The sequence below is a fragment of the Bibersteinia trehalosi USDA-ARS-USMARC-188 genome (genome assembly GCF_000521725.1).
GTDB classification, from domain to species: Bacteria; Pseudomonadota; Gammaproteobacteria; order Enterobacterales; family Pasteurellaceae; genus Bibersteinia; species Bibersteinia trehalosi.
The window spans coordinates 817,970-844,566 of sequence record NZ_CP006954.1; the positions used below are offsets into that span (position 1 = coordinate 817,970).

Annotated in this window: 18 protein-coding genes and 1 CRISPR repeat array; of the genes, 8 read left to right on the top strand and 10 right to left on the bottom strand. The window is 41.2% G+C overall.

What is annotated here, in order from left to right:
- Positions 1 to 11: 11 nt before the first annotated feature.
- A CRISPR array of direct repeats spans positions 12 to 1,577; the repeat unit is 32 nt; unit sequence GTTTCAACTCACAGCTACGCGTACGTAGCTGG.
- Between the two features lie 269 nt (positions 1,578 to 1,846).
- Together der and hemA are read right to left on the bottom strand one after the other, a co-directional pair.
- The gene (der, locus tag F542_RS03925; RefSeq protein WP_025266960.1) at positions 1,847 to 3,364 is read right to left on the bottom strand and encodes a ribosome biogenesis GTPase Der; all 1,518 of its coding nucleotides are present in this window, start codon (positions 3,362 to 3,364) and stop codon (positions 1,847 to 1,849) included.
- A 319-nt stretch (positions 3,365 to 3,683) separates the two neighbouring features.
- Positions 3,684 to 4,997: a glutamyl-tRNA reductase gene (gene hemA, locus F542_RS03930; RefSeq protein WP_015432820.1), complete on the bottom strand. Its 1,314-nt coding sequence runs from the start codon at positions 4,995 to 4,997 to the stop codon at positions 3,684 to 3,686.
- A 298-nt stretch (positions 4,998 to 5,295) separates the two neighbouring features.
- On the opposite strand from hemA, the gene relA reads away from it, so the two are divergent.
- The 3 genes from relA (at position 5,296) to ispC (ending at position 9,708) form a co-directional block, all read left to right on the top strand.
- Positions 5,296 to 7,506, top strand: a complete 2,211-nt coding sequence (relA, locus tag F542_RS03935; protein ID WP_015432819.1) for a GTP diphosphokinase — start codon at positions 5,296 to 5,298, stop codon at positions 7,504 to 7,506.
- A gap of 8 nt (positions 7,507 to 7,514) precedes the next feature.
- Positions 7,515 to 8,435, top strand: coding sequence for a glycosyltransferase family 2 protein (locus tag F542_RS03940; protein WP_015432818.1), 921 nt, complete (start codon positions 7,515 to 7,517; stop codon positions 8,433 to 8,435).
- Positions 8,436 to 8,517: 82 nt separating this feature from the next.
- Positions 8,518 to 9,708, top strand: a complete 1,191-nt coding sequence (gene ispC / locus F542_RS03945; protein ID WP_015432817.1) for a 1-deoxy-D-xylulose-5-phosphate reductoisomerase — start codon at positions 8,518 to 8,520, stop codon at positions 9,706 to 9,708.
- 73 nt (positions 9,709 to 9,781) lie between these two features.
- Here the strand turns inward: ispC and F542_RS03950 are convergent, their stop codons facing one another.
- The 3 genes from F542_RS03950 to F542_RS03960 form a co-directional block, all read right to left on the bottom strand.
- Positions 9,782 to 10,555: a hypothetical protein gene (locus F542_RS03950; RefSeq protein WP_025266961.1), complete on the bottom strand. Its 774-nt coding sequence runs from the start codon at positions 10,553 to 10,555 to the stop codon at positions 9,782 to 9,784.
- 159 nt (positions 10,556 to 10,714) lie between these two features.
- A complete protein-coding gene (locus tag F542_RS03955; protein ID WP_015432815.1) occupies positions 10,715 to 12,124 on the bottom strand; it encodes a basic amino acid/polyamine antiporter in 1,410 nt (469 codons plus the stop codon).
- Positions 12,125 to 12,136: 12 nt separating this feature from the next.
- Positions 12,137 to 13,051 (bottom strand): homocysteine S-methyltransferase family protein, encoded by a 915-nt coding sequence (locus F542_RS03960; RefSeq protein WP_015432814.1) that lies wholly within the window; start codon positions 13,049 to 13,051, stop codon positions 12,137 to 12,139.
- Positions 13,052 to 13,330: 279 nt separating this feature from the next.
- On the opposite strand from F542_RS03960, the gene metK reads away from it, so the two are divergent.
- Positions 13,331 to 14,485: a methionine adenosyltransferase gene (gene metK, locus F542_RS03965; protein ID WP_025266962.1), complete on the top strand. Its 1,155-nt coding sequence runs from the start codon at positions 13,331 to 13,333 to the stop codon at positions 14,483 to 14,485.
- A 247-nt stretch (positions 14,486 to 14,732) separates the two neighbouring features.
- On the opposite strand, the gene F542_RS03970 is transcribed toward metK, so the two are convergent.
- Positions 14,733 to 15,887 carry a hypothetical protein gene (locus tag F542_RS03970; RefSeq protein WP_015432812.1) on the bottom strand — a complete coding sequence of 385 codons (1,155 nt, stop codon included), beginning with the start codon at positions 15,885 to 15,887 and terminating at the stop codon, positions 14,733 to 14,735.
- A 145-nt stretch (positions 15,888 to 16,032) separates the two neighbouring features.
- On the opposite strand from F542_RS03970, the gene F542_RS03975 reads away from it, so the two are divergent.
- The gene (locus F542_RS03975; RefSeq protein WP_025266963.1) at positions 16,033 to 18,165 is read left to right on the top strand and encodes a TonB-dependent receptor; all 2,133 of its coding nucleotides are present in this window, start codon (positions 16,033 to 16,035) and stop codon (positions 18,163 to 18,165) included.
- Positions 18,166 to 18,231: 66 nt separating this feature from the next.
- Positions 18,232 to 20,022, top strand: coding sequence for an ABC transporter ATP-binding protein/permease (locus F542_RS03980; RefSeq protein WP_015432810.1), 1,791 nt, complete (start codon positions 18,232 to 18,234; stop codon positions 20,020 to 20,022).
- A 109-nt stretch (positions 20,023 to 20,131) separates the two neighbouring features.
- On the opposite strand, the gene frr is transcribed toward F542_RS03980, so the two are convergent.
- Positions 20,132 to 20,689, bottom strand: a complete 558-nt coding sequence (gene frr / locus F542_RS03985; RefSeq protein WP_015432808.1) for a ribosome recycling factor — start codon at positions 20,687 to 20,689, stop codon at positions 20,132 to 20,134.
- Between the two features lie 144 nt (positions 20,690 to 20,833).
- Between frr and lpcA the strand changes: the two genes are divergently transcribed.
- On the top strand, positions 20,834 to 21,418 hold the full coding sequence (lpcA, locus tag F542_RS03990; RefSeq protein WP_015432807.1) for a D-sedoheptulose 7-phosphate isomerase: 585 nt from the start codon (positions 20,834 to 20,836) through the stop codon (positions 21,416 to 21,418).
- Between the two features lie 40 nt (positions 21,419 to 21,458).
- Here lpcA and F542_RS03995 read toward each other — a convergent pair whose 3' ends face one another.
- Positions 21,459 to 22,058, bottom strand: a complete 600-nt coding sequence (locus F542_RS03995; protein WP_015432806.1) for a DedA family protein — start codon at positions 22,056 to 22,058, stop codon at positions 21,459 to 21,461.
- A 9-nt stretch (positions 22,059 to 22,067) separates the two neighbouring features.
- A complete protein-coding gene (gene purR / locus F542_RS04000) occupies positions 22,068 to 23,078 on the bottom strand; it encodes an HTH-type transcriptional repressor PurR (protein ID WP_015432805.1) in 1,011 nt (336 codons plus the stop codon).
- Between the two features lie 277 nt (positions 23,079 to 23,355).
- Between purR and mnmC the strand changes: the two genes are divergently transcribed.
- Complete coding sequence (mnmC, locus tag F542_RS04005) at positions 23,356 to 25,359, top strand: bifunctional tRNA (5-methylaminomethyl-2-thiouridine)(34)-methyltransferase MnmD/FAD-dependent 5-carboxymethylaminomethyl-2-thiouridine(34) oxidoreductase MnmC (RefSeq protein ID WP_015432804.1); 2,004 nt, start codon at positions 23,356 to 23,358, stop codon at positions 25,357 to 25,359.
- Positions 25,360 to 25,445: 86 nt separating this feature from the next.
- On the opposite strand, the gene F542_RS04010 is transcribed toward mnmC, so the two are convergent.
- Entirely contained in the window at positions 25,446 to 26,510 is a 1,065-nt protein-coding gene (locus F542_RS04010) for an acyl-CoA dehydrogenase family protein (protein ID WP_015432803.1), read from the bottom strand.
- Positions 26,511 to 26,597 lie beyond the last annotated feature (87 nt).

The window sequence follows — 26,597 nt, forward strand, 5'->3', positions numbered from 1 at the left end:
AAGCCCGATGAGTTTCAACTCACAGCTACGCGTACGTAGCTGGTTGCTAATACGATCTCTATAACGTGAAAAATAGTGTTTCAACTCACAGCTACGCGTACGTAGCTGGAATCGTGCCAAGCCTGACAAGGTTATCTAAACGGCGTTTCAACTCACAGCTACGCGTACGTAGCTGGGATTTTCTAACGCACGCTGAGCGGTATATTCACTGTTTCAACTCACAGCTACGCGTACGTAGCTGGAACATCGCTGCAAAGTGGAGTTATGCGACCCTGAGTTTCAACTCACAGCTACGCGTACGTAGCTGGTGAGCAAGGTTTTAATGCCTGGAAAGCTCAGAAGAGTTTCAACTCACAGCTACGCGTACGTAGCTGGTTTTAAAAACTTAAAGTATTATTAAGGCATAATTTGTTTCAACTCACAGCTACGCGTACGTAGCTGGATGTCGCTGGATAAGATTAAGGAGCTGGGCGGCTATGTTTCAACTCACAGCTACGCGTACGTAGCTGGGTTTAGCTGTGACCGATACACCGGCAAGTCTCGGCACGTTTCAACTCACAGCTACGCGTACGTAGCTGGTCTCCACGTTTCAATGGAGCAATTACTAAATCTCGTTTCAACTCACAGCTACGCGTACGTAGCTGGCACAGACTATTGCCAAAGGTGCTTGGGGGCTAGGGTTTCAACTCACAGCTACGCGTACGTAGCTGGAAGAGCCAAGAGCCACTCGTAAAGCCACTTATGATGTTTCAACTCACAGCTACGCGTACGTAGCTGGGCGGTACAGAAGAAACACAGCGGGCGGAAGAATATGTTTCAACTCACAGCTACGCGTACGTAGCTGGGTGCAATGACCGATATTTTGCTCGATGTTCACAAGTTTCAACTCACAGCTACGCGTACGTAGCTGGTCTCCACGTTTCAATGGAGCAATTACTAAATCTCGTTTCAACTCACAGCTACGCGTACGTAGCTGGCACAGACTATTGCCAAAGGTGCTTGGGGGCTAGGGTTTCAACTCACAGCTACGCGTACGTAGCTGGAAGAGCCAAGAGCCACTCGTAAAGCCACTTATGATGTTTCAACTCACAGCTACGCGTACGTAGCTGGGCGGTACAGAAGAAACACAGCGGGCGGAAGAATATGTTTCAACTCACAGCTACGCGTACGTAGCTGGGTGCAATGACCGATATTTTGCTCGATGTTCACAAGTTTCAACTCACAGCTACGCGTACGTAGCTGGTGCTTGAAATTCTGCTTGGCTTATTACTCGGCAGGTTTCAACTCACAGCTACGCGTACGTAGCTGGCACGGCAAAGTGGAATTTATGCAAGGGCATATTAGTTTCAACTCACAGCTACGCGTACGTAGCTGGCTCACAAGCATTCAACAAAGGTAAGTTGGACGGTGATGTTTCAACTCACAGCTACGCGTACGTAGCTGGGCAACGTCTTTTATTCTTTCTTTATAATTGCTTAGTTTCAACTCACAGCTACGCGTACGTAGCTGGGAATTGACTTGCTACTAAGTACAATAGCACCTTTGGTTTCAACTCACAGCTACGCGTACGTAGCTGGTGCCTATGGTAAAAAGCATTACAAATCAAGGCTCGAAAACCTCTTTTTCGCTAATATCCTAAAATAGGCTGATTCAGTATAGCATAAGGTTAAAGATAAAATAGCGTGAATAGGCTAACATATTGAATTATTGAGGAAAAATGAAATTCGCTAACCTAATACGATTTTGGAGAGAACTCCGAGATAGCGAATTATACATCGGTAGGATATATTGAGAAAATCAATAGAAAATAGCACCTCAATACTAAGGATATTGAGGTGCAAATAAGTTACTTCCGATTTTTCTTAATAAACTTCATCAAGCGTTTACGTTTTCGAAGCTGGCTTGGTGTGAGTTTATTGCGCTTGCCGGCAAAGGGGTTGTTACCTTCTTGGAATAGCACTCGAATCGGTGAGCCGATAATTTTTAGGCTCTTGCGATAATAATTTGATAAATAACGTTTATAGCTATCTGGTAAACGCTCAATTTGGTTACCGTGAATCACAATAATTGGAGGATTATAGCCACCAGGGTGAGCATATTTCAATTTCACTCGGCGACCATTTACCAATGGTGGTTGATGTTCATCGGTAGCCATTTGCAGAATGCGGGTTAGCATTGCTGTGGTCATTTTTTTGGTAGCACAGGCATAGGCTTCTTGAATGGAATCAAAGAGGTTGCCGACACCACTGCCGTGTAGCGCAGAAATAAAATGTACCCGAGCGAAGTCGATAAAGTCTAAACGGCGATCAAGTTCTGATTTTACGTTGTCTTTAATATCTTGCGATAGACCATCCCATTTATTTACCACGATTACCAGTGATTTGCCAGCGTTAAGAATAAAGCCGAGCAGGGAGAGATCTTGGTCGGATACGCCATCTCGGGCATCAATCGTGAGCAATACTACATTGGCATCTTGAATTGCTTGTAAGGTCTTGATTACTGAGAATTTTTCTACTGCTAAATGTACTTTACCACGTTTACGTACGCCAGCAGTATCAATAATAGTGTATTGCTGTCCATCCCGTTCCATCGGAATATAGATGCTATCACGGGTTGTTCCAGGCATGTCATAAACTACCACGCGATCTTCACCAAGAATGCGGTTAGTGAGAGTGGATTTACCAACATTAGGGCGACCAACAATCGCAATTTTGATATTTTTATCACTCTCTTCTTCGCTTTCTTCAAGCGCTTCGTCAAGTAGAGCTGTATCTTCTTCATTTTCAAAATCGAAGTTGTTCTCCCACTCATCTTGTTCTTCTGTGGTATTTGCAGAGTTTTCCGCATTTTCGACCGCTTGTTCTTCGATTTTTTCCGCCAATGGGGCAAGCACCTGTTCAATAAGCTGTGTAACACCACGCCCTTGTGCAGCTGCGATAGGTTCTACGTCTCCTAACCCTAATTGATAGAACTCAGCAATATGGGAATCCGCATCAATGCCATCAGTTTTATTGGCTACCACCACGGTAGTTTTATCACGTTGGCGTAGGTATTGTGCAATGCCAATATCCGCAGGGACTAAACCTGCCCTTGCATCCACTAAAAACAGCACCACATCAGCCTCTTCAATTGCCAGTAGTGATTGTTCCGCCATTTTTTCTTCTACGCCTTCTTCCGTGCCGTCAATCCCGCCAGTATCGATCACAATAAAATCGTGGCCGGCGATATTGGCTTGCCCGTATTTACGGTCACGGGTTAAGCCCGGAAAGTCTGCCACTAGTGCATCACGAGTACGGGTTAAGCGGTTGAATAATGTCGATTTACCGACATTCGGTCTGCCAACAAGGGCAACTACAGGGGTCATAAATATTATTCCTTTATTTTTTATTTGGTATGCTTTATGCAAAACATTTTCCATTATACAGAAAATTACAGCGCTTAGCGAATTTGAGCGCCCAGCTGAAACTACTGAACATAACTGAATTGAGAAGAAAATTCAGCTTATAAGCACAGGTAAGTAGTGAAGCTCGAGATAGGTTTATTAGGTGAGTTTTACTCAGCTCGCTTTTGGGGCTATTGCCCTATTGCCTATAGTAACATTCGATGGCTAGAATTTATCTTGATACAGGCAAAAATAGTATAGAGCTGAGTTTAGATGAGGCTTTTAAAATATCAATATGCCTTTAATTTATATCATCTAATTTTAATGCTTGTGAAAACCGTTGTAATCCTTTTACATTGCCATCTTTAGCAAGGTTTTGTAGCGCAGAAGTTGGTGCGTGGAGGAGTTGGTTCATCAGTTTATAGCTGAGTTCCTGTAAAATCTTTTCGCTATCTTGCCCTTGTTCTAGAGCATTGCGGGCTTTTTCTAATAAATCTAAACGAATTTCTTCGGCATTTTGACGATAGTGTTTAATTAGTTGGCTTGATTGCTGTTGTTTCAGCCAAGCGAAGAAGTCTTTGCATTCTTGCTCAACAATCTCTTTTGCTTGTTCTGCTGCTTGTTGGCGTTGGGCAAGGTTTTGCTGAATGATATGTTGTAAATCATCAACGCTATAAGCATAAACACTATCTAGTTCGCCTGCTTTTTCATCAATATCGCGTGGCACAGCAATATCAATGAGTAGCATTGGATCAAAGCGGCGCTGTTTCTGTGCGGTTTCTACCATTTCTTTACTGATAAGCAGATCTGGACTTCCTGTTGAACTAATGACGACATCAGCTTGATTTAAACCAACTTGTAATGCGCTGAGTGATAAAATTTGCATTGGTGTTTCGAGTTTTTCAGCGAGCATTTCTGCACGGATATGCGTGCGGTTTGCGACCATCAAATTTTGAGCGCCGTGTTGAATGAGGTAACGAGCAACAAGTTCAATGGTTTCTCCTGCGCCAACGAGCAAAAAACGTAGCTTAGCGAAATCATCAAAGATTTGGCGAGCTAAACCACAGGCAGCATAGGCAACGGATACTGCACTGGCACCAATTTCTGTTTCTGAACGCACTCGTTTGGCGGTAGAAAAGGTTTTTTGAAACAGGCGAGAAAGGTTGGTTGATATAGATTTTCCTTGTTGGTGATAAAAATATTCACTATCTTGATAAGCCTGTTTTACCTGCCCAAGGATTTGCGGCTCGCCTAAAATTAATGAATCTAAACCACAAGCGACTTCCATTAAATGGCGAGCAGTATCCATATTTTGCTTAAAATAGATACATTGGCGTAATTCATTATGATCGAGTTGATGAATTTCAGCAAACCATTGGAAGCAACGTTCACGCCATGCTATGTTTTCTGGGTGATCTTCTTGCGGAGGAATATCTGCCTGATGGAAATAGAGTTCCGTGCGATTACAGGTAGAAAGGATCACAGCGCTTTCCGCTAAATTTTGCTGGCTAATCTGCTCAAAAGCAAGTTGGCGTTTGCTTTCAACAAATGCCACTTTTTCGCGCAGGCTTACACTGGCGGTTTTGTGATTGATACCAAGAGCTAAAATTGTCATTCCTACCTACTCATTTGATTGAGAACTGTTTTCAACACGAACACTCAAAATGCAAAACGGCTGGATACCAGCCGTTCATAAAAGTTGCAAGCATTTTAATGAATTGTAAAAGTTGGTGCAAATAATTGTGTTGATAGGTTTGATTTATGGCAAATAATGCTATGGCATCTAGATGATATAAATAGATAGAATCTGCGCTTTAAAAGCAAAAATATAGAGAAAATCACTGAACAATCAGAGGGGATTTACGCTATAATCCGCACAATTTTTTGATTTACATTCTCAGCTTGGAGGCAGTATGGTTGCAATTCGTCATTCTCATCAGCTAGACCCAAATAATTTTGAATTAGCGAGTTGGAGTGCAGGCTTAAAGATGTCGCCTGTCACTTTTGATGAATTGCAAACAGCTTGGCGTTATGCAGAAGAAAAATTGGATACCGAACAGCTACATCTTATGTGGGTAGGCTTGGAAATGGTTGAAATTCTGCATGGACTGAATATGGATGATGATAGTTTGGTCGCAGCGATGCTGTTTCCGCTAGTTAAGCACAATATAGCAGACCTTGCTCAAATCAAAGAGCAGTTTGGTAATGGGGTCAAGAACCTCGTTAAAGGTGTACTGGAAATGGAGAATATTCGCCAGCTAAATGCCAATAACGCCTCTGATCTGCAAATTGATAATATTCGCCGTATGCTCTTGGCGATGGTTGATGATTTCCGCTGTGTGGTGATAAAACTGGCTGAACGGATTGTTTACCTACGAGATACGGAGCATCATAGTGAAGAAGATCTCGTGCTAGCCGCTAAAGAGTGTTCGCATATTTACGCGCCACTTGCGAATCGTTTAGGGATTGGTCAGCTTAAATGGGAGCTGGAGGATTACAGTTTCCGTGCATTACATCCGCAAGATTATCGCCAAATTGCCAAATTTGATCTTGCTGAACGTCGTTTGGATCGTGAGCAGTTTATTGCAGATTTTGTCGCACATTTGACCGCTTGTATTGGTGAAGAAATAGATAATGTACAGGTTTATGGTCGCCCAAAACATATCTATAGCATTTGGAAAAAAATGCAGAAGAAAAATTTGCGCTTTGATCAGCTTTTTGATATCCGTGCTGTACGGATTATTGTGCAAAACTTAGAAGAATGTTATACCGCTTTAAGTATCGTACATAGTCATTACAAGCATTTGCCTGAACATTTTGATGATTATATTGCCGATCCAAAACCGAATGGCTATCAATCCTTGCATACCGTTGTGCTGGGTAAAGGTGATAAACCTATTGAAGTACAAATTCGTACGCAAAAAATGCACGATGATGCTGAACTTGGCGTGGCTGCGCACTGGAAATACAAAGAGGGAGCAGGCGCTGGACGTTCTGGCTATGAAGAGAAAATCGTTTGGTTACGTAAACTCTTGGCATGGCAGAATGATATCGCAGACTCTGGCGAGATGGTTGATGATCTGCGTTCACAAGTCTTTGATGATCGGGTTTACGTTTTTACGCCAAAAGGAGAGGTGATTGATTTACCAAGCAATGCGACTCCACTAGATTTCGCTTATTCCATTCACAGTGAAATCGGGCATCGTTGTATTGGTGCAAAAGTTGCAGGCAAAATTGTGCCATTTACCTATATTCTGCAAATGGGGGATCAGGTTGAAATTATTACCCAGAAAAACCCAAATCCTAGCCGCGATTGGCTGAATCCAAGCCAAGGATTCGTCAATACCCCGCGCGCGCGCTCGAAAATTATTGCTTGGTTTAAAAAACTGGATCGTGAAAAAAATCTTCCAATTGGCAAAGAGATGCTAGAGAGCGAAATGGTAAAACACCAATTCAGCTTAAAGCAAATTGAAGATTATGCTTTGCCTCGTTATAACTTAAAACAGCTTGATGATCTATATGCGGCAATCGGTGGCGGTGATATTAAGTTAAATAACTTAATGAATTATCTGCAAGGTAAATTGGTAAAAACGAGTGCCGAACAAGCCGATGAAGCAATTTTGAAACACATGGCACACAAAGCTCAGCATACCCAAACTAAAACGGGCAGGGCAGGGGCGATTATTGTCGATGGGGTTGGGAATTTAATGCACCATATTGCGCGTTGTTGCCAGCCAATTCCGGGGGATAAAATTGTAGGATACATTACTCAAGGGCGAGGTATTTCTATTCACCGAGCAGATTGTGAGCAGCTTTTTGATTTACAAAGCTCTAGTCCTGAGAGAGTTGTTGATGCTGAATGGGGGGGGAATTTCACTAGCGGTTTTAGCTTAGTGATTCGAGTGATTGCCAATGATCGCAATGGTCTATTGCGAGATGTTAGCGCGATTATGGCAAATGAAAAAGTGAATGTGATTGGCGTTGCTAGCCGCACAGATATTAAACGTAGTATTGCTACTATTGATATTGAAGTAGAACTCAATAATATTGAATTATTAGATAAGCTACTTAAGCGTATTATGCAGCTTGATGATGTGATTGAAGCTAAGCGGCTATCAAATTAGGAATAGCAATGACATCACCGAAAATCAGTTTTATTATTCCTATCTATAATACTGCCATTTATTTATCTGAATGCATTGAGAGTATTCTGACTCAGCGAGTGGAGTTAGAAATTATTCTAGTTGATGATGGTTCAACAGACGATAGTTTAACTATTTGTTTAAATTATGTGAAAAAGTACTCGTTTATTACATTAGTTCATAGTCAGAATAAAGGGCAATCTGCAGCAAGAAATAAAGCGATTAACTTAGCTCAAGGAAAATATATCTATTTCATTGATTCAGATGATTATATTACTGGCGACCATTTTCCTGAAATTATTCGGGTTGCAGATCAATATGGGGTTGACATGATCCGCCTGCAAGCTGAAAAAGTTGCACAATTAACAGGTAAACGCTTAGCCATACCAACATTAAAAGCTAATAATAATGTTAATCAAGGCTATCTGCTTTCTGGTAAAGAGACGTTATCTTTAATGGTACAACAAACGTGGATCCCTGCAATTTGTTGGACATTGATACGGCGTGAATTTTTATTAAAACATCAGCTCAATTTTATTGAAGGAATAAAGGCTGAAGATCAGCTTTTTTATTTGCAATTACTCACAATAGATCCTAATGCCACATTAATTGAATTACCATTTTGGGTTTATTGCTATAGGATTCGCCCAAATAGCATAACGACTACTATAAATCCAGCTTACTTTTATGATCATTTTAGAATGATTGAACTGATCAATCAGTATTTTGAGCAACATAATTTATTAAGTGATGAGAGTATTTATCACGATGGTAAACATATAGTGCTGAATTTATGTCGCACAGCTTTTAATATGCTAAATAAATTCCCTCCAGAAGTAAGACATGAGTGCGAAAATTATTTAACTCAAAACTGGCAAAATTTAACCAACATATGGAATTATTTTAAATAATATTTAAGCACTACGGGCAGTTGTAATTTAATTGAAAAGCAACTTAGCTTAGGTTTAAAAGTGATTTATAAAAGGAAAATAAATGAAAAAACTCGTTATTTTAGGTTCAACTGGTTCTATCGGTAAGAGTACGTTATCGGTGGTTAAGCATAATCCTGAAAAATATGCTGTTTTTGCACTGGTTGGCGGAAAAAATGTTGCTTTAATGACTGAACAAGCGGTGCAATTTCGTCCAGAATTTGTTGCAATGGACGATGAAAATGCAGCGAAACAGCTTGCACAAAATCTTAAGCAAGCCAATGTAAATTGTGAAGTTGTTGCAGGACAGAAAGCTATTTGTGAGCTTGCAGCTCATCCAGAGGTTGATCAAGTGATGGCTGCTATTGTTGGTGCAGCAGGATTATTACCAACGCTTTCTGCAGTGCAAGCTGGCAAAACGGTGCTTCTTGCTAATAAAGAAAGTTTAGTTACCTGTGGGCAGCTTTTTATTGATGAAGCTAAAAAATCTGGTGCAAAATTGCTGCCTGTTGATAGCGAACATAATGCGATTTTTCAATCGCTGCCACCTGAGGCACAAGAGAAAGTTGGTTTTTGTCCACTTGCCGAGTTAGGCGTGAGCAAAATTATTCTAACGGGGTCGGGAGGGCCTTTCCGCATTAAGCCGTTAGCAGAGTTCAGTGCAATTACACCAGAACAAGCAGTTGCACACCCTAATTGGTCGATGGGGAAAAAAATCTCTGTTGATTCTGCAACCATGATGAATAAAGGTTTGGAATATATTGAGGCACGCTGGCTATTTAATGCAAGTGCTGATGAGATGGAAATTATTATTCATCCACAATCTATTATCCATTCCATGGTGCGTTATATTGATGGCTCTGTCATTGCGCAAATGGGGAATCCAGATATGCGCACTCCAATTGCCCATACAATGGCTTACCCAGATCGTATTCATGCGGGTGTTGCTCCGTTAGATTTCTTCCAATTAAAAGAGCTGACGTTTATTGAGCCTGATTTTGTTCGTTATCCGAATTTAAAACTCGCCATGGATGCTTTTACAGAAGGGCAATATGCAACAACAGCAATGAATGCTGCAAATGAAGTGGCTGTTGATGCCTTTTTGAATGGGCGAATTCGTTTTACTGATATTGTTGCCGTGAATCGAGCAACTGTCGAAAATATTACACCAATAGCAGTGCGAGAGATTGCAGATGTGCTGCATATTGACAAATTGGCGCGCGAAGTTGCGCAACAGCAAATTTTCCAATGCTAGAGGTGATTAATTCGCAGCCTTAAAAACAAGCGGTGCTTTTGCAGAAGAAATTTACAAAAGCACCGCTTGTTTTTTATTTTGATTCCATTGCTTTTAATACGGCAAAGCCAAGAGAGATTTCCCAAATCATTAAGCTATAAATGCTTATTCGTTCTAACCAAGGTGTGTATGCGGTGGTGATAAATACCGTACTTATTATGCAACTTAGCCCGATTAATCCTGCAATAATACTATAATATTTAAAACGCTTAATGTGATTGTTATCGATTGCGAAACCAATGGCAACCATGGCTAAATTACCTATCAAAAACGTCACTTCAAAGCCCAAGTTTTGTAGATAACCGAAAGTACTATAATGGCCACCTTGTGAAGCGGAAATAATTGAGCTACCAATACTAAAGAGTAATGAAAACAGCACACCAAGTAAGCGCAGCTTTTGTCCTGTAATATAAGTAACACAAATGATATAGCCGAGAATAAAGTTCCATGCTTGTAGCTGAAAAGCAAGTTGCATTGTATAGAACAGCGGAGTAAGCGAGCCGCTTTTTTCGTTCACGACAAAGTCTTTAGGTAATAACAGCTCAATAGTTGTATGCTTGGTGTATGATGAGAGTCCTACATCACTAAATAAAATGCTAATTAGCTCACCAAAGAAGTAGTATAGCCCAGTAAAGATAAGTACCACAGAAAACACTTTAATCGTAAAGCTACGGGTATTACGCACGCAAGGATGCATTAAGAAAGGGTAGAATTTAATAGCAAATGATCCGCTCGTGAAATAGTGTTCTAGGCGTTGATAGCATTCAGCTATTTTGCGTATAAGTAATCTCAGTTGTTCAAGTAACATAAAAAATAATCAAAAGTCTGATAGGGTTTACCCTAGGTTATGGACTCATAACCCTAGAAAGTGAATACAAGCGCTCAGATTTTAGCATATTTTTACAAATAAAACGGCAGGTTTTGATCTGTGATTGATCTGCTTCCCACCGCTTTATAAAGAGAATAATTATTCCCAATTTACCTGTGTAAAGCTGTGATACACCGCCCAAATAAACAGCAATGCAATGATGGTTAAAATCACTTTTTCCACCGTAGTTAAAGGTGCCTTTTGTTGTTGTCGGCGAGAATAGAGAAATAAACCAATCCCCGGCACATAGAGCAATACGGAAAGTAGCAGATAATCAATCCCTGCAGCATAGACAATCCATAGACCGTAGAGCGAAGCGATAAAACCAGTGAGTTGAATGTACCATTTTGCTTTTTGTTGAATAGCTAATTTCAGCAGATAGGCACCAATTAAGAAATATGGGACTAAAATCATTGAAGTTGAAATTAACAACAACGCATTATAGCTTTTGCCGGTTAGCAACACTAAAAAGAGACAGAATTGCACGACAAAACCGGTGAACCAGAGTGAGTTAATCGGCACATCATTAGCGTTGAGTTTATCCAGAATTTTGGGGAATGCACCATTTTTTGCACCACGGTAAGGCACTTCAGCGGAATACATTGTCCAGCTTACATAAGAGGCAAGTACCGAAACAATTAAGCAAAGTGTGATGATAATCTTACCGCTTGAACCAATCATTGCTTCTAATAACCCTGCCATTGAAGGATTAGACATATTGGCAATTGTTTCACGAGGCAAGATACCGAGCGATAATACCGTAATCGCGACATACAACACTAAGGCTATGATAATCCCTAACACGGTTGCCAAGCCAACATCGCTTTTCTTTCTGGCATGAGCAGATAAAACGGATGCGCCTTCTACCCCAGTGAAAACCCAAAGTGTAATCAGCATAGTATTTTTTACTTGGTCGCTAACACCATTATTAAGCGAGGTCGCCTGAATATCTTGTGTAAATGTATTTGGGCTAAAATACCAAATGGCCAAGCCGATAAATAGTACAAGAGGGAAGACTTTCACAATCGTTGCAACCAAATTAACTGATGCAGCTTCTTTTACGCCGCTTGCTACTAAAATATGCACTAGCCAAACGATGATTGAAGCTCCGATAAAGGCGGCAAGTGTGTTACCCTGCCCAAAAATGATATTGGTTTCGCTATCGGTAAAGGTACCAATGCCCTCAAAAGCCACGACTAAATAGCCCACAATTCCAATGGTTGCACATAGCCAATATCCCCAAGCAGACATAAACCCCACCAATTCACCAAAACCTTCACGGGCATAAGTGTAGATACCGCCGTCTAAATCAGGACGTAGGCGGGAGATAAAGAAAAATGAAAGCCCAAGAAAGATAATCCCGACACCGGTAATCCCCCAGCCGATGAGCAAAGCTTCAGCGCCTGCAACTTCCGCCATATTTTGTGGCAAACTGAAGATGCCTGAGCCAATCATAGAACTTAAGACTAACGCGGTGAGCGAAATAAGCCCAATTTTTTTATTTGACATAGTGGTGTTTCCTTAATTTGAATTGAGATGTTGGGCTAAAACTTGAATATGCGCCGGTGTAATGCCACAGCAGCCGCCAATAATTGTTGCGCCTGCATTGCGCCATTTTTGCGCCCAGGCCAAATAAGCATTCGGATCTAAATCTGTACGAATTTCATCTAAGCCGTCATTTGCGGTTGCCTCTTTAGATTGTGGCGGGAAAGCATTGGCATAGGCGCCCAGTTGCACGGCTTTTTTGCCAATCACTTGTTTGGCGGCGATAATCGCTTGCTCAATCACTTCCGGTTGGCAACAATTAAATAATACCGCTTGCACACCTTGTTCTAACACGGCTTTTACTGCATCAACAACCCTTTCTCCAGAGCGTAAATAGGGTGTATCAGTTAAGCATTCATCTTGCAGCGTAAATGACACCCAAATAGGGCGGTTATCGTGTGGCAGAAAAGGAATGACTGAAAGCACCTCTTGGCTATGGCTTTGTGTTTCAAATAGCCAAAAATCGGCATAAGCGGATAGACCATCAATTAAGGGGCGAGCAACGCGTTCAACTTGATCTGCTTGAAATAAGTCGAAACGGTAAGAGCCAAAAAGCGGAGGAAGCGAGCCTGCGATTTTTACTTTTTTACTATCGGTTGCAGAATTTGTCGAAGTATCGACCGCTTGTTTTGCTAATTGTCCCGATAGCTTCGCCAGTGTAAATCCATCGGCTTGGAAACGCTTTTCACCGATATGAAAGGGAACAACGGCATAACTGTTCGTTGTAATTACTTCGGCACCGGCGTGAATAAAATCTTGGTGAACCCGAATAACTGCAGGAGGGGCTTCATAAAGGGCTAAGGCCGACCATTCCGGCTGTTTGAATGGGGCGCCAACACGCGCAAGCTCTCGTCCCATACCGCCATCTAAAATAGTAATGTGTGTCGTCATATTGCTTTCCTATGTCATATTGAGAAATATATTAATTAGCCGTTTAGACGGCTAGATAGCTATAATCTAGCACAGAAAAAGAAAAACGCAATGTTTGAAAGATGAAATGATTTGGCATAGGCAATTAGAAAAATTTATTTGCATTCTTTGCTAAAGTCGGTATCATTTAGACGTCTAGATGGAAATACTTCCAAAAAATTAGTGCAAGCGGTGTTTTTTGCAGATTTTTTATCAAAACACACCGCTTGCTTTCTTTATTCATTAATAGGATATAACACGATGGCAATTAATCTTTTTACTTCTGAATCCGTGTCTGAAGGGCATCCAGATAAAATCGCAGACCAGATTTCTGATGCGGTATTAGACGAAATTTTACGTCAAGATCCCAAAGCACGTGTGGCATGTGAAACCTATGTGAAAACAGGTATGGCATTAGTGGGGGGGGAAATCACCACTTCTGCATGGGTTGATGTAGAAAACCTCACTCGCCAAGTTATTTGTGATATTGGCTATACACACTCAGAGATGGGCTTTGATGGGCATTCTTGTGCAGTATTAAATGCGATTGGCAAGCAATCTTCAGATATTAATCAAGGCGTTGATCGTGAAAATCCGTTAGACCAAGGTGCTGGTGACCAAGGAATTATGTTTGGCTATGCCACTAACGAAACCGAAGTATTAATGCCTGCGCCAATTACTTATGCACACCGTTTGATGGAGCAACAAGCAAAAGTGCGTAAATCCGGTAAATTAAACTGGTTACGTCCGGATGCGAAAAGCCAATTAACCTTTGCTTACGAAAATAACAAAATTGTCGGAATTGATGCCGTAGTACTTTCTACTCAACATGCAGAAGATGTGGATCAAAAAACGGTGTATGAAGGTGTGATGGAAGAGATTATCAAACCTATCCTGCCAAGCGAATGGTTAAGTCAAAATACTAAATTTTTTATTAACCCAACAGGACGTTTTGTGATTGGCGGGCCAATGGGGGACTGCGGTCTAACCGGACGTAAAATCATCGTAGATACTTATGGCGGTGCAGCGCGTCACGGTGGAGGTGCATTCTCTGGTAAAGACCCATCAAAAGTGGACCGTTCAGCGGCTTATGCTGCGCGTTATGTTGCGAAAAATATTGTTGCTGCTGGTCTTGCTGACCGCTGTGAAATTCAGCTTTCTTACGCAATTGGGGTGGCTGAGCCAACCTCAATTATGGTGGAAACCTTTGGCACGGGTAAGGTGGCAAATGACGTGTTAGTGAAATTAATCTATCAATTCTTTGATTTACGCCCGTACGGCTTAATTAAAATGTTAGATTTAATTCGCCCAATTTACCGTGAAACAGCAGCTTATGGGCACTTTGGTCGTGAACACTTCCCTTGGGAAAAAACCGACAAAGCCGCAGAATTGCGTGAAGCAGCAGGATTAAAATAAAGTGAGTATGAAAAAAATTGTTGACAACCGTTTTTTTTTTTTACAATGGGGAAGTTTTATTGGTAGCAAGTAGCAACTGATAAACAGTCGACAACAAAAGAAAACTTTATTCATCAGTTTCCCCCAAGTAGCAATACTTGGGGATTTTTTTATTTGTTTTGCAGAATTTTAGGGAAATAAGAGCGCTTGCGGCATACTTTAGGCTGAATTAAAACTTGATTTAGCTTTTTTATATTTCCGTGCATGGCTATTGCGCTAGCCAAATTTGACCATTCTCTAAGAGTAAATATACGCTGTCTTTGCTTGCTCTGGTTTTTTGAATCTCGGCAGGTAATGTTTGCGCCAATGTTTGGAGCTGACCTTGAGAGTCGAGTATTGCTATGTGGCGATAATCCCGTAATGGCAAAACTGCAAAATGTGATGCGCTGGCGGCGAGATTTGTTTCATATTCGCCGTAGCGATGGTTGCTAAAACCGTCTTGCATGGAATGTTCAGCTAATTTTGCACCCTGTGGGGTATATTCTACTAATTTCCCGCGCAGATGAGGCATTTGCACCGCATAAAGTTTACGATTAAACACAAATGGTGATTGCCAACGATTGTTTGGCAGAGAAGAGCTACTTTGTTCTAGCACTAATTTGCCATTTTGCTCGCCAATTAATACCGTTCTGCCTCCTTCTCCATTCCCAGACATGACGGATACCAATTTCGCACCATTGTTTGTGGCGAAATGTTCGAAACGATTAGCTTCAAAGACTAAACCTTTCATACTAAGTCCTTCGGCTAAAGGCTCAAGTGTATGACGCTCTAAATATTGCACTTCGGCAGCTTCTATCGCATCGCCTAATACGCCATGTAAATAAGTTGAATTATCAGGTTTTGCCAATATCGCAATGTGTCCTTGATTTGGCGCTGAATGCTTAAAATCAATTTGCATTGGTTGAGCATCAGGTAGCACTTCTGTACTTGCCATTGCGGTAATTTCTGCTTGCGTGCCTTTGGTTTTAATTCGCACCAGTTTATGCTGTTTTCCTTGTTTGCTAACGGCAATGGTCGCAAAGGCAAGGGGATACATACCCGCCTGTTTAGCTAAAGGAATGGTGGAGGTATAAAGTTGCTTTGCTGTCCATAGCATGAAATTACCTTGTTTATCTGCTCCTGCCACACGGTTATACGCCACGCTTGGTGCAATTTGGGTTGAGAAACCATCGCTTAATTTATTCATTATTGGCGTTGCTTGCCAGAGTTCTCCTTGAGTATTGATAATAAAAAGCTCATCTTTATCAGAAACAGCTAGCTGCGCTGCTTTTCCAATGGCTTGCATAGGAAAAGGGCTAAGTTGTATTTGAGCAAATAACGAGGTTGATAATAAGCTAACTAGCGTAAGAGATAATTTTTTCATGGTAATTAAGAAATGTAATGTGTGTTGAAAATACAATAGTAGCTGAAATTCTTAGGGTTTGTAACTAAAACGGTTTAGCTTGTGTTTAAATATTAAATATATATAATACTAACTATTCTCAATATTAATGGTTAAGGCTAAATTTATGATATTCAAACACAGCATTCTCTATTCCGCGATTTTCCTCCCTTCTTTTCTCCTTGCTGAAACACAAATTGAATCATTAGATGAAGTAAATGTCGTCGCAGAGCTAGAAAAATTTAAAGCCACCGATAATTTAAAAGCCATCGTGGATTTAAGTTTGCTTGGCAAACAGCTTGCTTTTACCTCGCCCATTACGGTGGTGAATTACGATGAGCAGGCATTTGCTGATAAAGCGCCACGTAATGTGGTTGATGCGTTGGCAAAAACCGATGCCTCTATTATGAACTTTGGTGGAGAAACCAATACGCTTGGTGGCATTTATGTACGAGGTTTACAGCTTGATGCGCGTCAGTTTAGCGTAAATGGCTTGGCGGGTTTATATGGTGCTTATAACACGGCAACTTCTGCAGTCGGTTCAGCACAGCTGATTAAAGGCGCATCAACTGCAACGGTTGGAATGGATCCTGAAGGTGCGGCAGGTGCGGCGGTGAATATTGAAACCAAACGTGCAACAGATGAGCCGATTAACAAAGTGGGATTGGCGTGGTTTTCCAATAGCCGTTTACAAGAGAGCTTTGACTTTGGCAGACGCTTTGGCGCAAATAATGAATGGGGCGTACGTGTCAGTGGGCTATATCGTGATGGTAATACCGCTCGCACAAATTATAGTGAACTTGCCAAAGAGATTGCGATTGGTGCCGATTATCGTGGTGAAAAATTGCGTGTAGGTGTGGATTATTTCCAAACTAAACGAGCTACCAAAGGTGGACGAGCAAGAGTGCAAGATATGCAAAATTTAACCTTTGCTATGCCAGAAGCACCGAATGGTAAAACGAACTTAGTGCCGAGTTGGTCTCGCCAAACGACAGATGATGAAACTGCATTACTCACATTTGAATACGATTTACCGTTTAATATGATGCTATCCGGTGGTATTGGGCATATGGAATCTAAATACGACGGTAACTTCACGCAATTAACGATGTTAAATAGCGATGGCAATTATCGTGCCGCTAATGCGACCGCCATTGATTTCCGCTCTCGTACCACCAGTGGAAATTTGAAATTGCAGGGCGAAATTGAAACAGGTTCTGTCCATCACAGTTGGAGCTTAGCTTATGACGCAGTGCAACGAAGCCGTGATCACGATAATAACCCAACAGGTCAGCGTGGTGGACGTTATACTACCAACATTTATTCGCCTGAATTTATTGATGAGCCTGAGCATGGTAGCCTAAGCCAAGCGGCAGATAATAAATTTACGGCACAAAGTATCGCTGCATCAGATACCTTAGGCTTTATGGATAACCAAATTCGTTTAACGCTTGGTGGGCGTTTCCAATGGATTGAACAGCTTAATCGCACAACAGACGTACGTTTAAAAGCGGATCGTTTCAGCCCAATGGTCGCGCTGGCTTATGTGCCTAATGCGGATTTAGTCTATTACGCTAACTATTTAGAAGATTTAGAACCCGGTAATGCTGATCCTGATACCGGTGAAATGAATAGTCCTCGTGTAACCAAGCAAATTGAAGTCGGTGTGCGTAAAAACTGGCATGAAATGCTCAGTACCAGTTTGAGTGTATATGAACTTAGCCGTCCGGGCATTATTCGAGGCAATACCGAAGCGATGGCTGCTCGTGCAGGGAAAGAGCAAGGAAAAGAACGCAATCGTGGGGTAGAATTTAATCTCTATGCGAATTTGTTCAACAAAACGCTCCGCCCAAGTTTAGGTATTAGCTACAATCAAGGTAAAGTTATTGATTACCCTACTTATGCAGATACGATTGTAACTGGTGTGCAAGTTACCAGCCCACGCTGGATAGCCAAAGCGGCTGTGGAATGGGATACGCCATTCATTGCCAATTTAACCTTGAATGCAGGGTTACAGCACTATGGAAAATCTTATCAAGATACTCAAGCGAACTACCGCTTGCCGTCTTATACTACGGTGGATTTGGGTGGAAAATATCGCCTAAAATTGGGGAATAAACAGGAAATCACCTTACGAGCAGGGGTAGAAAATCTGTTTAATAAACATTATTGGCAAGTACAACGAGGCCAATATGATCGCAGCTTTGCAGTCGTTGGATTGCCAAGAACTTATTGGAGTAAAGTAGAGTATTCATTCTAATTAGCAAGCGGTTGATTTTGCAAAAAAATCTGCAAAATCAGCCGCTTGTTTTATTTTTATTACATTATGAATTGGCAAACAGAATTACAGAATAGTTTCTCGTGGCTGATGAGCGCACTTTTTTGCACCGCACTGGGCTTATACCTGTGCGGTTTATTGCTTGGAAAAACGGAGTTTGGACGGCGATTTTGGCATATTAGCCGTGATATTTGGCGTAAATCAAATAAAGTCAAAACAATCGGATTAGTGCTATTGTTATTGCTGATGGTACTGATGGAAGTACGAATCAGTGTACTCAATACGTTTTTTTATAATGGGCTGTACAGCTCAATGCAAAAACTCGATGTAGATGCATTTTGGTTTTTTGCCTTGATCAATCTGATGTTGGTAGTTGTTAAAATTATTCATTCGGTGATTAACTATTTTTTACAACAAGTCTTTGAAATCCGTTGGTTAGAAAAACTGAATCGTGAAATGCTGGATCGTTGGCTTGCGAATAAAAACTACTATTTGGTGAAATACGAAAAAGAGTTGCCAGATAACATTGACCAGCGAATTGAACAAGATGCCTCAGAGTTTATTCACGGCACATTAGATGCTGTGCGAGGTGTGCTCAATGCGATTGTTTCTACCATCGAATTTACTATTATTTTATGGGGACTTTCTGGCATTCTGGTGCTGTTAGGTTTTGAGGTACCAAAAGGCGTTGTCTTTTTTATCTATATTTTTATTTTGCTAGCCACTTTATTGTCGGTAGCGATCGGCAGACCTTTGATCAAACTGAATTTTAATAAAGAACGTTATCAAGGTGATTACCGTTATTCGCTGATTCGAGTGCGAGATAATGCGGAGAGTATTGCTTTTTATTCTGGTGAAGCCAAAGAGCAAGCCAATTTGCAAGCAAAATTCCAAACTGTTATCCATAACCGCTGGCAAATTGTGCGAAAAATGCTGGGCTTAGATGGCTTTAATACGGGGGTGACACAAATTGCGATGATTTTGCCGTTAATGCTACAAGCGCCTCGTTTTTTCACTGGTCAGCTCACCTTAGGTGATATGCACCAAACCGTGCAATCATTTAACCGCTTAATGCGAGCCTTGTCATTTTTTCGCCTCTTTTATGATGATTTTACGCTCTATCAGGCTCGCTTAAATCGTCTCTATGGCTTTTTTACCACGCTCGATAAATTAGATGCAATGCCTGTACATCAGCCACTTGCTTGTGCCAAAGGCTTTTACTTAAAAAATTTTGGGGTAAAAGATCAATATGGTCAAATACTCTTTGCTCAGATCAACATTGAATTAAAAGCAGGCGATGCATTGCTGATTCAAGGCGATTCAGGCTCGGGTAAAACTACGTTACTGAAAGCGTTGGCAGGGATTTATCCTTTTGAAACAGTGGGTATTGCTGAGCGTGCTTGTGTTGAGCAACCGCTTTTTTTACCCCAACGCCCTTATATGCCGCAAGGTACATTAAAACAAGCGATTTGCTATCCGCATATTCAAGCAAATGATGCGGAATTAAAAGCCGCAATGGCGCTATGTCGTTTAGAAAAATATCATCACGCTTTGGAGCAAGATAATGATTGGCAAGTTATTTTCTCTCCAGGGGAATTACAGCGAGTAGCTTTTGTGCGCATTTTGCTGAGTAAACCAGAATTGATTTTCTTAGATGAAACCACCTCTGCATTAGATGAGCCAACAGAAGCATTACTTTATTGCACGATTAGAAAAGCGCTCCCACAAAGTATTATTATCAGCGTGGGACATCGTTGTACGTTACAGCAATTTCATAACAAAATGATTTCATTGTCAGAACGTGCGAATTGTGGGCTTGATGATTGTTGCGTTAAATAAAAAACAAGCGGTTATTTTTAGCAGAAAAATCGCAAAAAATAACCGCTTGTTTAAACTCGCATTACAGCCTAACTATGGTGTAATAGCCGTTAGATGAAATCAATAGAGATTAGAAATCCATCAACTCTTTTTCTTTATCCGCTAAAATCTCATCAACTTTCTTGATGTAAGTATCCGTGATTTTTTGGATATCTTCTTGTGCTTTACGCTCTTCGTTTTCGCTGATTGCTTTCTCTTTTTCTAATGCTTTGATTTTGTCATTCGCATCACGGCGTACATTACGGATAGCTACTTTACCTTGCTCCCCTTCGCCTTTTACGATTTTAATTAAATCACGGCGACGTTCTTCAGTTAATGGCGGAAGTGGTACACGGATTGTTGTACCCGCAGAAGAAGGGTTTAAACCTAAATCAGAGGTTAAGATCGCTTTTTCAACCGCTTGGATTAATGAACGGTCGAATACCGTTACTGCGAGCGTGCGTGCATCTTCTGCTACCACGTTAGCTAACTGACGAAGTGGCGTTGCTGCACCGTAGTAATCTACTTGGATTGCATCTAATAAGCTGGGCTGCGCGCGACCTGTACGGATTTTCGCAATGTGCCCTTTTAAGGCTTCAAGGCTTTTTTCCATGCGCTCTTGGGTGTCTTTTTTAATTTCGTTAATCATCGTATATCCTTTATGGGTAAACAAAACGTGCGGATTTTACGATATTTCTGCTGTTTTTCCTAGCATTAAGTGTGATAGACTCTCATCGCTTTGACGTGATCAAGCGGTCACTAAATTCAATTTTTTTACAAAAGGACACATACTATGTATCAACAACAAATTCTCGCAGAACTTGAAGAAGCACGTACCGTGCTAGATAACTTTATTAACGATAAAAATAACCTAAAATTAATTCAAGATGCAGCGTTAATTATTGCGGAAAGCTTTAAAAATGGAGGTAAAGTGCTTTCTTGTGGTAATGGGGGCTCGCATTGTGATGCGATGCATTTTGCTGAAGAATTAACAGGGCGTTACCGCGAAAATCGTCCGGCTTATCCTGCCATTGCGATTTCTGATGTGAGCCATTTAAGCTGTGTGAGTAATGATTTTGGCTACGATTATGTTTTCTCGCGTTATATTGAAGGTGTTGGTCAGAAAGGTGACGTATTATTTGGGCTATCGACTTCAGGCAATTCTAAAAATGTGCTAAATGCAATTCAGGCAGCGAAAGAAAAAGGCATGAAGGTGATTGCGATGACAGGCAAAGATGGTGGTCAGATGGCTGGTTTAGCGGATGTAGAAATTCGCGTACCGCATTTCCGTTATGCAGATCGCATTCAAGAAGTGCATATCAAAGTGATTCATATTTTGATGATGTTAGTTGAATTTGAAATGGCGAAAATGAAGTAATAAAAATAAAGAGGGGCAGAATAATGATCTGCCCCTAATTTTATGCATTATTTTTGCGGTTTTTCTTCCATTTCCAATAAACCACAATCCCGATAATAATTAAGCCAATCCAGATAATCATCTGCCCTTTATGGATTTGCTCTTCCAGCCAATCTAAGTTCTTGGCACCGAAATCACCAAGATAAACCCAAATCGGCACTGAGATAATCGCCGCACAGAAATCAACCAGTAAGAAGCGGACAAAACTGACTTTACGGGTAATACCCGAGACCAAATAGACTACCGCCCGCAACCCAGGTAAAAAGCGAGCAATAAATAAGAGTTTCCATCCTTGGGTTTGAAAGCGCTTTTGTACTTGGGCAAAACGTTCAGGCGTTGCGACATTGCGAATAAGTGGAAAATTTAAAATTTTCTTCCCATAAATTCTGCCAAGCCAATACATTGTACTATCTCCAACAAGTACACCGAGCATACTCACTACTAACATCCAGTGCACGTTGGTATAACCTAATCCAGAGATAACACCACCTGAAACAAGGGTAATATCTTCAGGAATAGGAACGCCAAATCCACAAGCAAGTAGAACTAAGAAAACAGCCCAGTAGCCGTAACTACTGAAAAAACTAATTAAAAATTCCATTCGTATTCCTTACTTATTTAAATTGCGTACTGATTTACGAATGACTAATTCTGGGTAAAATTCCAAAACTTTTGGCGGGTGCTCGCTTTCACTATTTTGAATACGTTCAAACAGTAGATCAAGCGCCATCTTACCTAGACGAATTTTAGACTGATTGACTGTAGTCAGCGGTGGTGCAAAAAAACGTGAACTATGGATATTATCATAACCGATCACCGAAATATCTTGTGGAACATGCAGTCCTTGTTCGGTAATCGCTGAAATTGCTCCAAGCGCCATCATGTCGCAGCCACAGAAAACCGCCGTTGGGCGTTCAGACTGTTTTAAAAGGTAGTTCATACTTTCGTAACCGCCCTCAGGCTGGAAGTCATTTTCAAAGACCCATTCTTGACGGACTGGCAAGCCAGCTTCTTCCATTGCTTTTACAAAACCATCATAACGTGCTTTAGCTGTGGTTTTATATAGATAACCTGCAATAATAGCGATATCTTTATGCCCATTTTCAATGAGGTGTTTAGTGGCAAGGTAACCGCCATCAAAACAGTGGTCGATAATGCGGTCACTTTTATCTTCATTTGGCCCCCAATCCATAACAACCATTGGCACTTTGGTTGATTTAAACAGCGCAAATGCATCTTCACGATATTCTGAACACATCACCAAAATGCCATCGACGCGTTTTTTCAATAGCATATCAAAATGATTTTTAATTTTTTCAGGTTCATTTTGCGTATTGCATAAAAACAATGAATATCCTTGTTGATAACAGTATTCTTCCACTGCCTGTACGATTTCGGCAAAGTAAGGTGCTTCGCTGGTGGTGATGATCATGCCAATAGATTTCGTGGTGCTCACTTTTAAACTGCGAGCAATGGCACTTGGGGAATAATTTAATTGTTCAACAGCATCTAATACCGCTTTTGTGGTATCCTCCGCAACAAATCGAGTCTTATTAATCACGTGAGATACCGTTGTGGTCGAAACACCAGCGAGTTTCGCCACATCTTTAATCGTTGCCATGTTTTCTCCTTACTGTCAAAAAATGTCGATATTATACCTAATTTGGTAAAATTTTTGGAAAAAATGACCGCTTGCATTTGCATTTTGTTTAAATCGTCTTAGAATAGAGAAGTTTTTTGACTTAATAATGGGAGAAATTATGGGTACTTTTGGTTATTCAATGTTAGCGGTGGTCGGTGCTTTAGGAATGATTGTTGCATTTGGATACTTCATTTTCTAATGAATTTTCATTGATAAGGGCGAGTAATCGCCCTTTTGTTTTTTTGTGAGCTGAATAATGAATAAACTTACATTTGCTTCCCTATCCTTTAATGCAGATAACACCCCTGTTTCCGAACAGTTTGACGATATCTATTTTTCCACCCAAGACGGACTTGCTGAAAGCTACTATGTCTTCCAAGAGGGCAACCAGCTTTGGCAGAAATGGCAAAACCATTCACGAGCGCATTTTGTGATTGCGGAGACTGGATTTGGTACAGGGCTGAATTTCTTTGCTGTAGCAGATAAATTTCGCCAATTTCGCGCAGCATTCCCTCAAAGCCCTCTTCAACGGCTCTATTTTATTTCTTTTGAAAAATATCCACTAACCGCTGAACAGTTAGCGACTATTCAGCAAAATTACCCACAATTTGCGGAATTTTCACAAAAACTGACCGCTTGTTGGCAGCCGCGTCAAACTGGATGTGAACGTTATCATTTTGATGCAATTTACCTCGATCTTTGGTTTGGTGAAATGGCAGAAAGTTTGTTGCAATTAGGCGATTACCATAATGGCAAAGTCGATTGCTGGTTTTTAGATGGCTTTTCACCGGATAAAAATCCCGATATGTGGAACGAACATTTATACCGCCAAATGTTTCGTTTAACCCGAAAAGGGGGCAGCTTTGCTACTTTTACCGCATCAAGTAATGTGCGCCGAGGGCTACAAGCGGTCGGTTTTGAGGTAAAAAAACGCAAAGGTTTTGGCAAAAAACGAGAGATGCTGTGGGGCGAAAAAACATCAGAAAGTGAGATGAATGTATTGCGCTTTCCTTATTACAAGCAACCTGAGGCAAGTGAACATAATGAGGTGGCAATTATTGGAGGGGGAGTAGCAAGCCTCTTTTTGGCGTGGTCGCTGTTAGAACGGGGGATAAAGGTGACGCTTTATTGCAAAGATGCTGAACCAGCGCGCAATGCATCGGGTAATTTGCAAGGTGCTTTGTACCCTCAATTAAGCGATGACGACTCACGAAATGTGCGTTTTTATGTGCATAGCTTTGATTATGCCTTACGCCGTTTGGCGCAAATCACGTCACTAGTGCCGTTTGAACAGGGGCTAACGGGGGTCGCGTTATGTGCTTATAATGATAAGGCAGCAAAGAAACTGCAAAAAATTGCCGAGCAAGGTTGGAGCCCTTCGCTGTTTGCTCTAGTTTCAGCCGCTCAGCTAAGCGAAAAAATTGGCTTGCCTGTCACAGATAATGGCGCGTTTATCGCACAGGGGGGCTGGCTCTCACCTCGTCAGTTGGTACAAAATGGGTTTGCGTATTTGCAAAAGTTGGGCTTGAACATTGTATTTAATCATCACGTTGAGAAACTGGAATACCAAAATTGCCGTTGGCAATGGCTGCATAATGGACAATATTTTTCGCATCAAAATGTGGTGTTGGCTAATGGACATTTACTCAAACAATTTGAACAAACTGAAGGTATTCCTCTGTATTCTGTGCGTGGGCAAGTAAGTCATATTCCAACTAACCGCATGCTGACAAAGCTGAAGTGTGTGGTGTGCTATGACGGCTATCTTACGCCCAAATCCGCAGGCGACAGCCACTGTGTAGGGGCGAGCCATATTCGAGATAATCAAGAAACGCATTTTTCGCTAGAAGAACATCAGCAGAATTTTGCAAAGTTATCGCAAAATTTAACCGCTTGTGACTGGGCAAAAAGCGCAGATTTTTCGCAAAATCAAGCGAAGGTAGGCATTCGTTCAGCCTTCCGAGACCGTATGCCAATGTTTGGGAGCATGCCTAATTTTGCACAGCAGAAGCAACAATATGCCAATTTATATAACCAACTTCGGCGAAAAGAGCCAATTGAGATGGCGGCTTTTTATCCGCATTTATATTTAGTTGCAGGGCTTGGCTCACGAGGTTTAACCACCGCACCACTTTTAGGTGAAATGCTGGCAAGCCAAATTTGTGGTGAGCCTTTGCCATTAGCTGAAGAGCTTCATCAGGTATTGATGCCAAATCGTAGCTGGGTAAGAAATTGGTTGAAAGGAAGGTGTGTTGAATAATGGCTTTCTCTTAAATACAACAAGCGGTTTATTTTGCAGAAAATGTTGCAAAATAAACCGCTTGCTACTTTATGTGTGCGTTGAAGTTATCCCGCTAATACTAAACGTAATTGTACGGCACTTGGGGTGACCACAGGTAAGAAGGCTGCTTCACGCCATCGGCGGATAAAATCAGAGCCCGCGTTGCGCAAATAGCCTCGGCCTCCACCCGCTTGTAATTCTAGTAGTACACTTTGCGCAACTGCATCTACAATATCAATGCGTAATTTGAATAAAGATTTAGGGTTTTGAATAAAACTATCTTTTGCAACTAGTCCTGTTGCTAATTGCTGTTTGATTTTAGTCAGTGCCTGTTTTTGCTTCTCCCATTCAGGCTGAAGGATCACACGGTTACTTGCTAATGTATTTTCTACTTCATTTAGGCTGCGTTCCGCCAAACCAAATGCCATACCGAATTGGAAACCTAAGAAATGAGGGCGAATTTGACTTAAAAAGAGAGGAGCATTATGAGAGAGTATCCAAGCATCGTTGAGTTTTACCTTATCAAAGATTAAGGCTGCCGTATTGCTACCTTGTAAGGCAATAAGATCTAGTTCTTCAGTACGAGTTAATCCTTGTGCATCAGATGGGATTGCTATCACGATAGGTTCACGCCCATTTGGGGTTTCATAGCCTGCAATAAAAACGGCAGCAAAATGATCTGCGCGTAAATTTGTGACCCAAGGTAGCCGCCCATTCAAGTAGCATTCCCCTTTTTCTTCACAAATTGTGACATTTAATTCTTCAATTCCTGCAAGAAATTTCATAGCATTAGAGAGCGCTGTTCCGCCAGCTAGTTTGCCATTGAGTAAATCGGGTAACCATTGTGTGCGAGGAAAGGGATTCTCACTTTGCAGGATATTTTCAATGAAAGTTCTATGCCCCCACGTAATGAAACCTGCGGTTAAGGAATATTGTGATATTTCACTAATGGCTTCAATCACTTGTTGCGCTGAACTATTATTGCCTCCAAGTTTGCTTGGTATGCCTAATTTAAACACACCTTCATCGGCAATTCGTTGTAGCAATTCATCGGCGAATTGATTTGATTGATCCAGTGAATCAGCATGTGCTGCGAGCCAATCTCGGAAAGATTGAGATAAGTATGACATTGTGGTTTTCTCCTATATTTATTTATGTAATCGCAGGAAATTCTAGGAGAATTTATTATTCCTTAAAAATAGAATAATATAATCTTA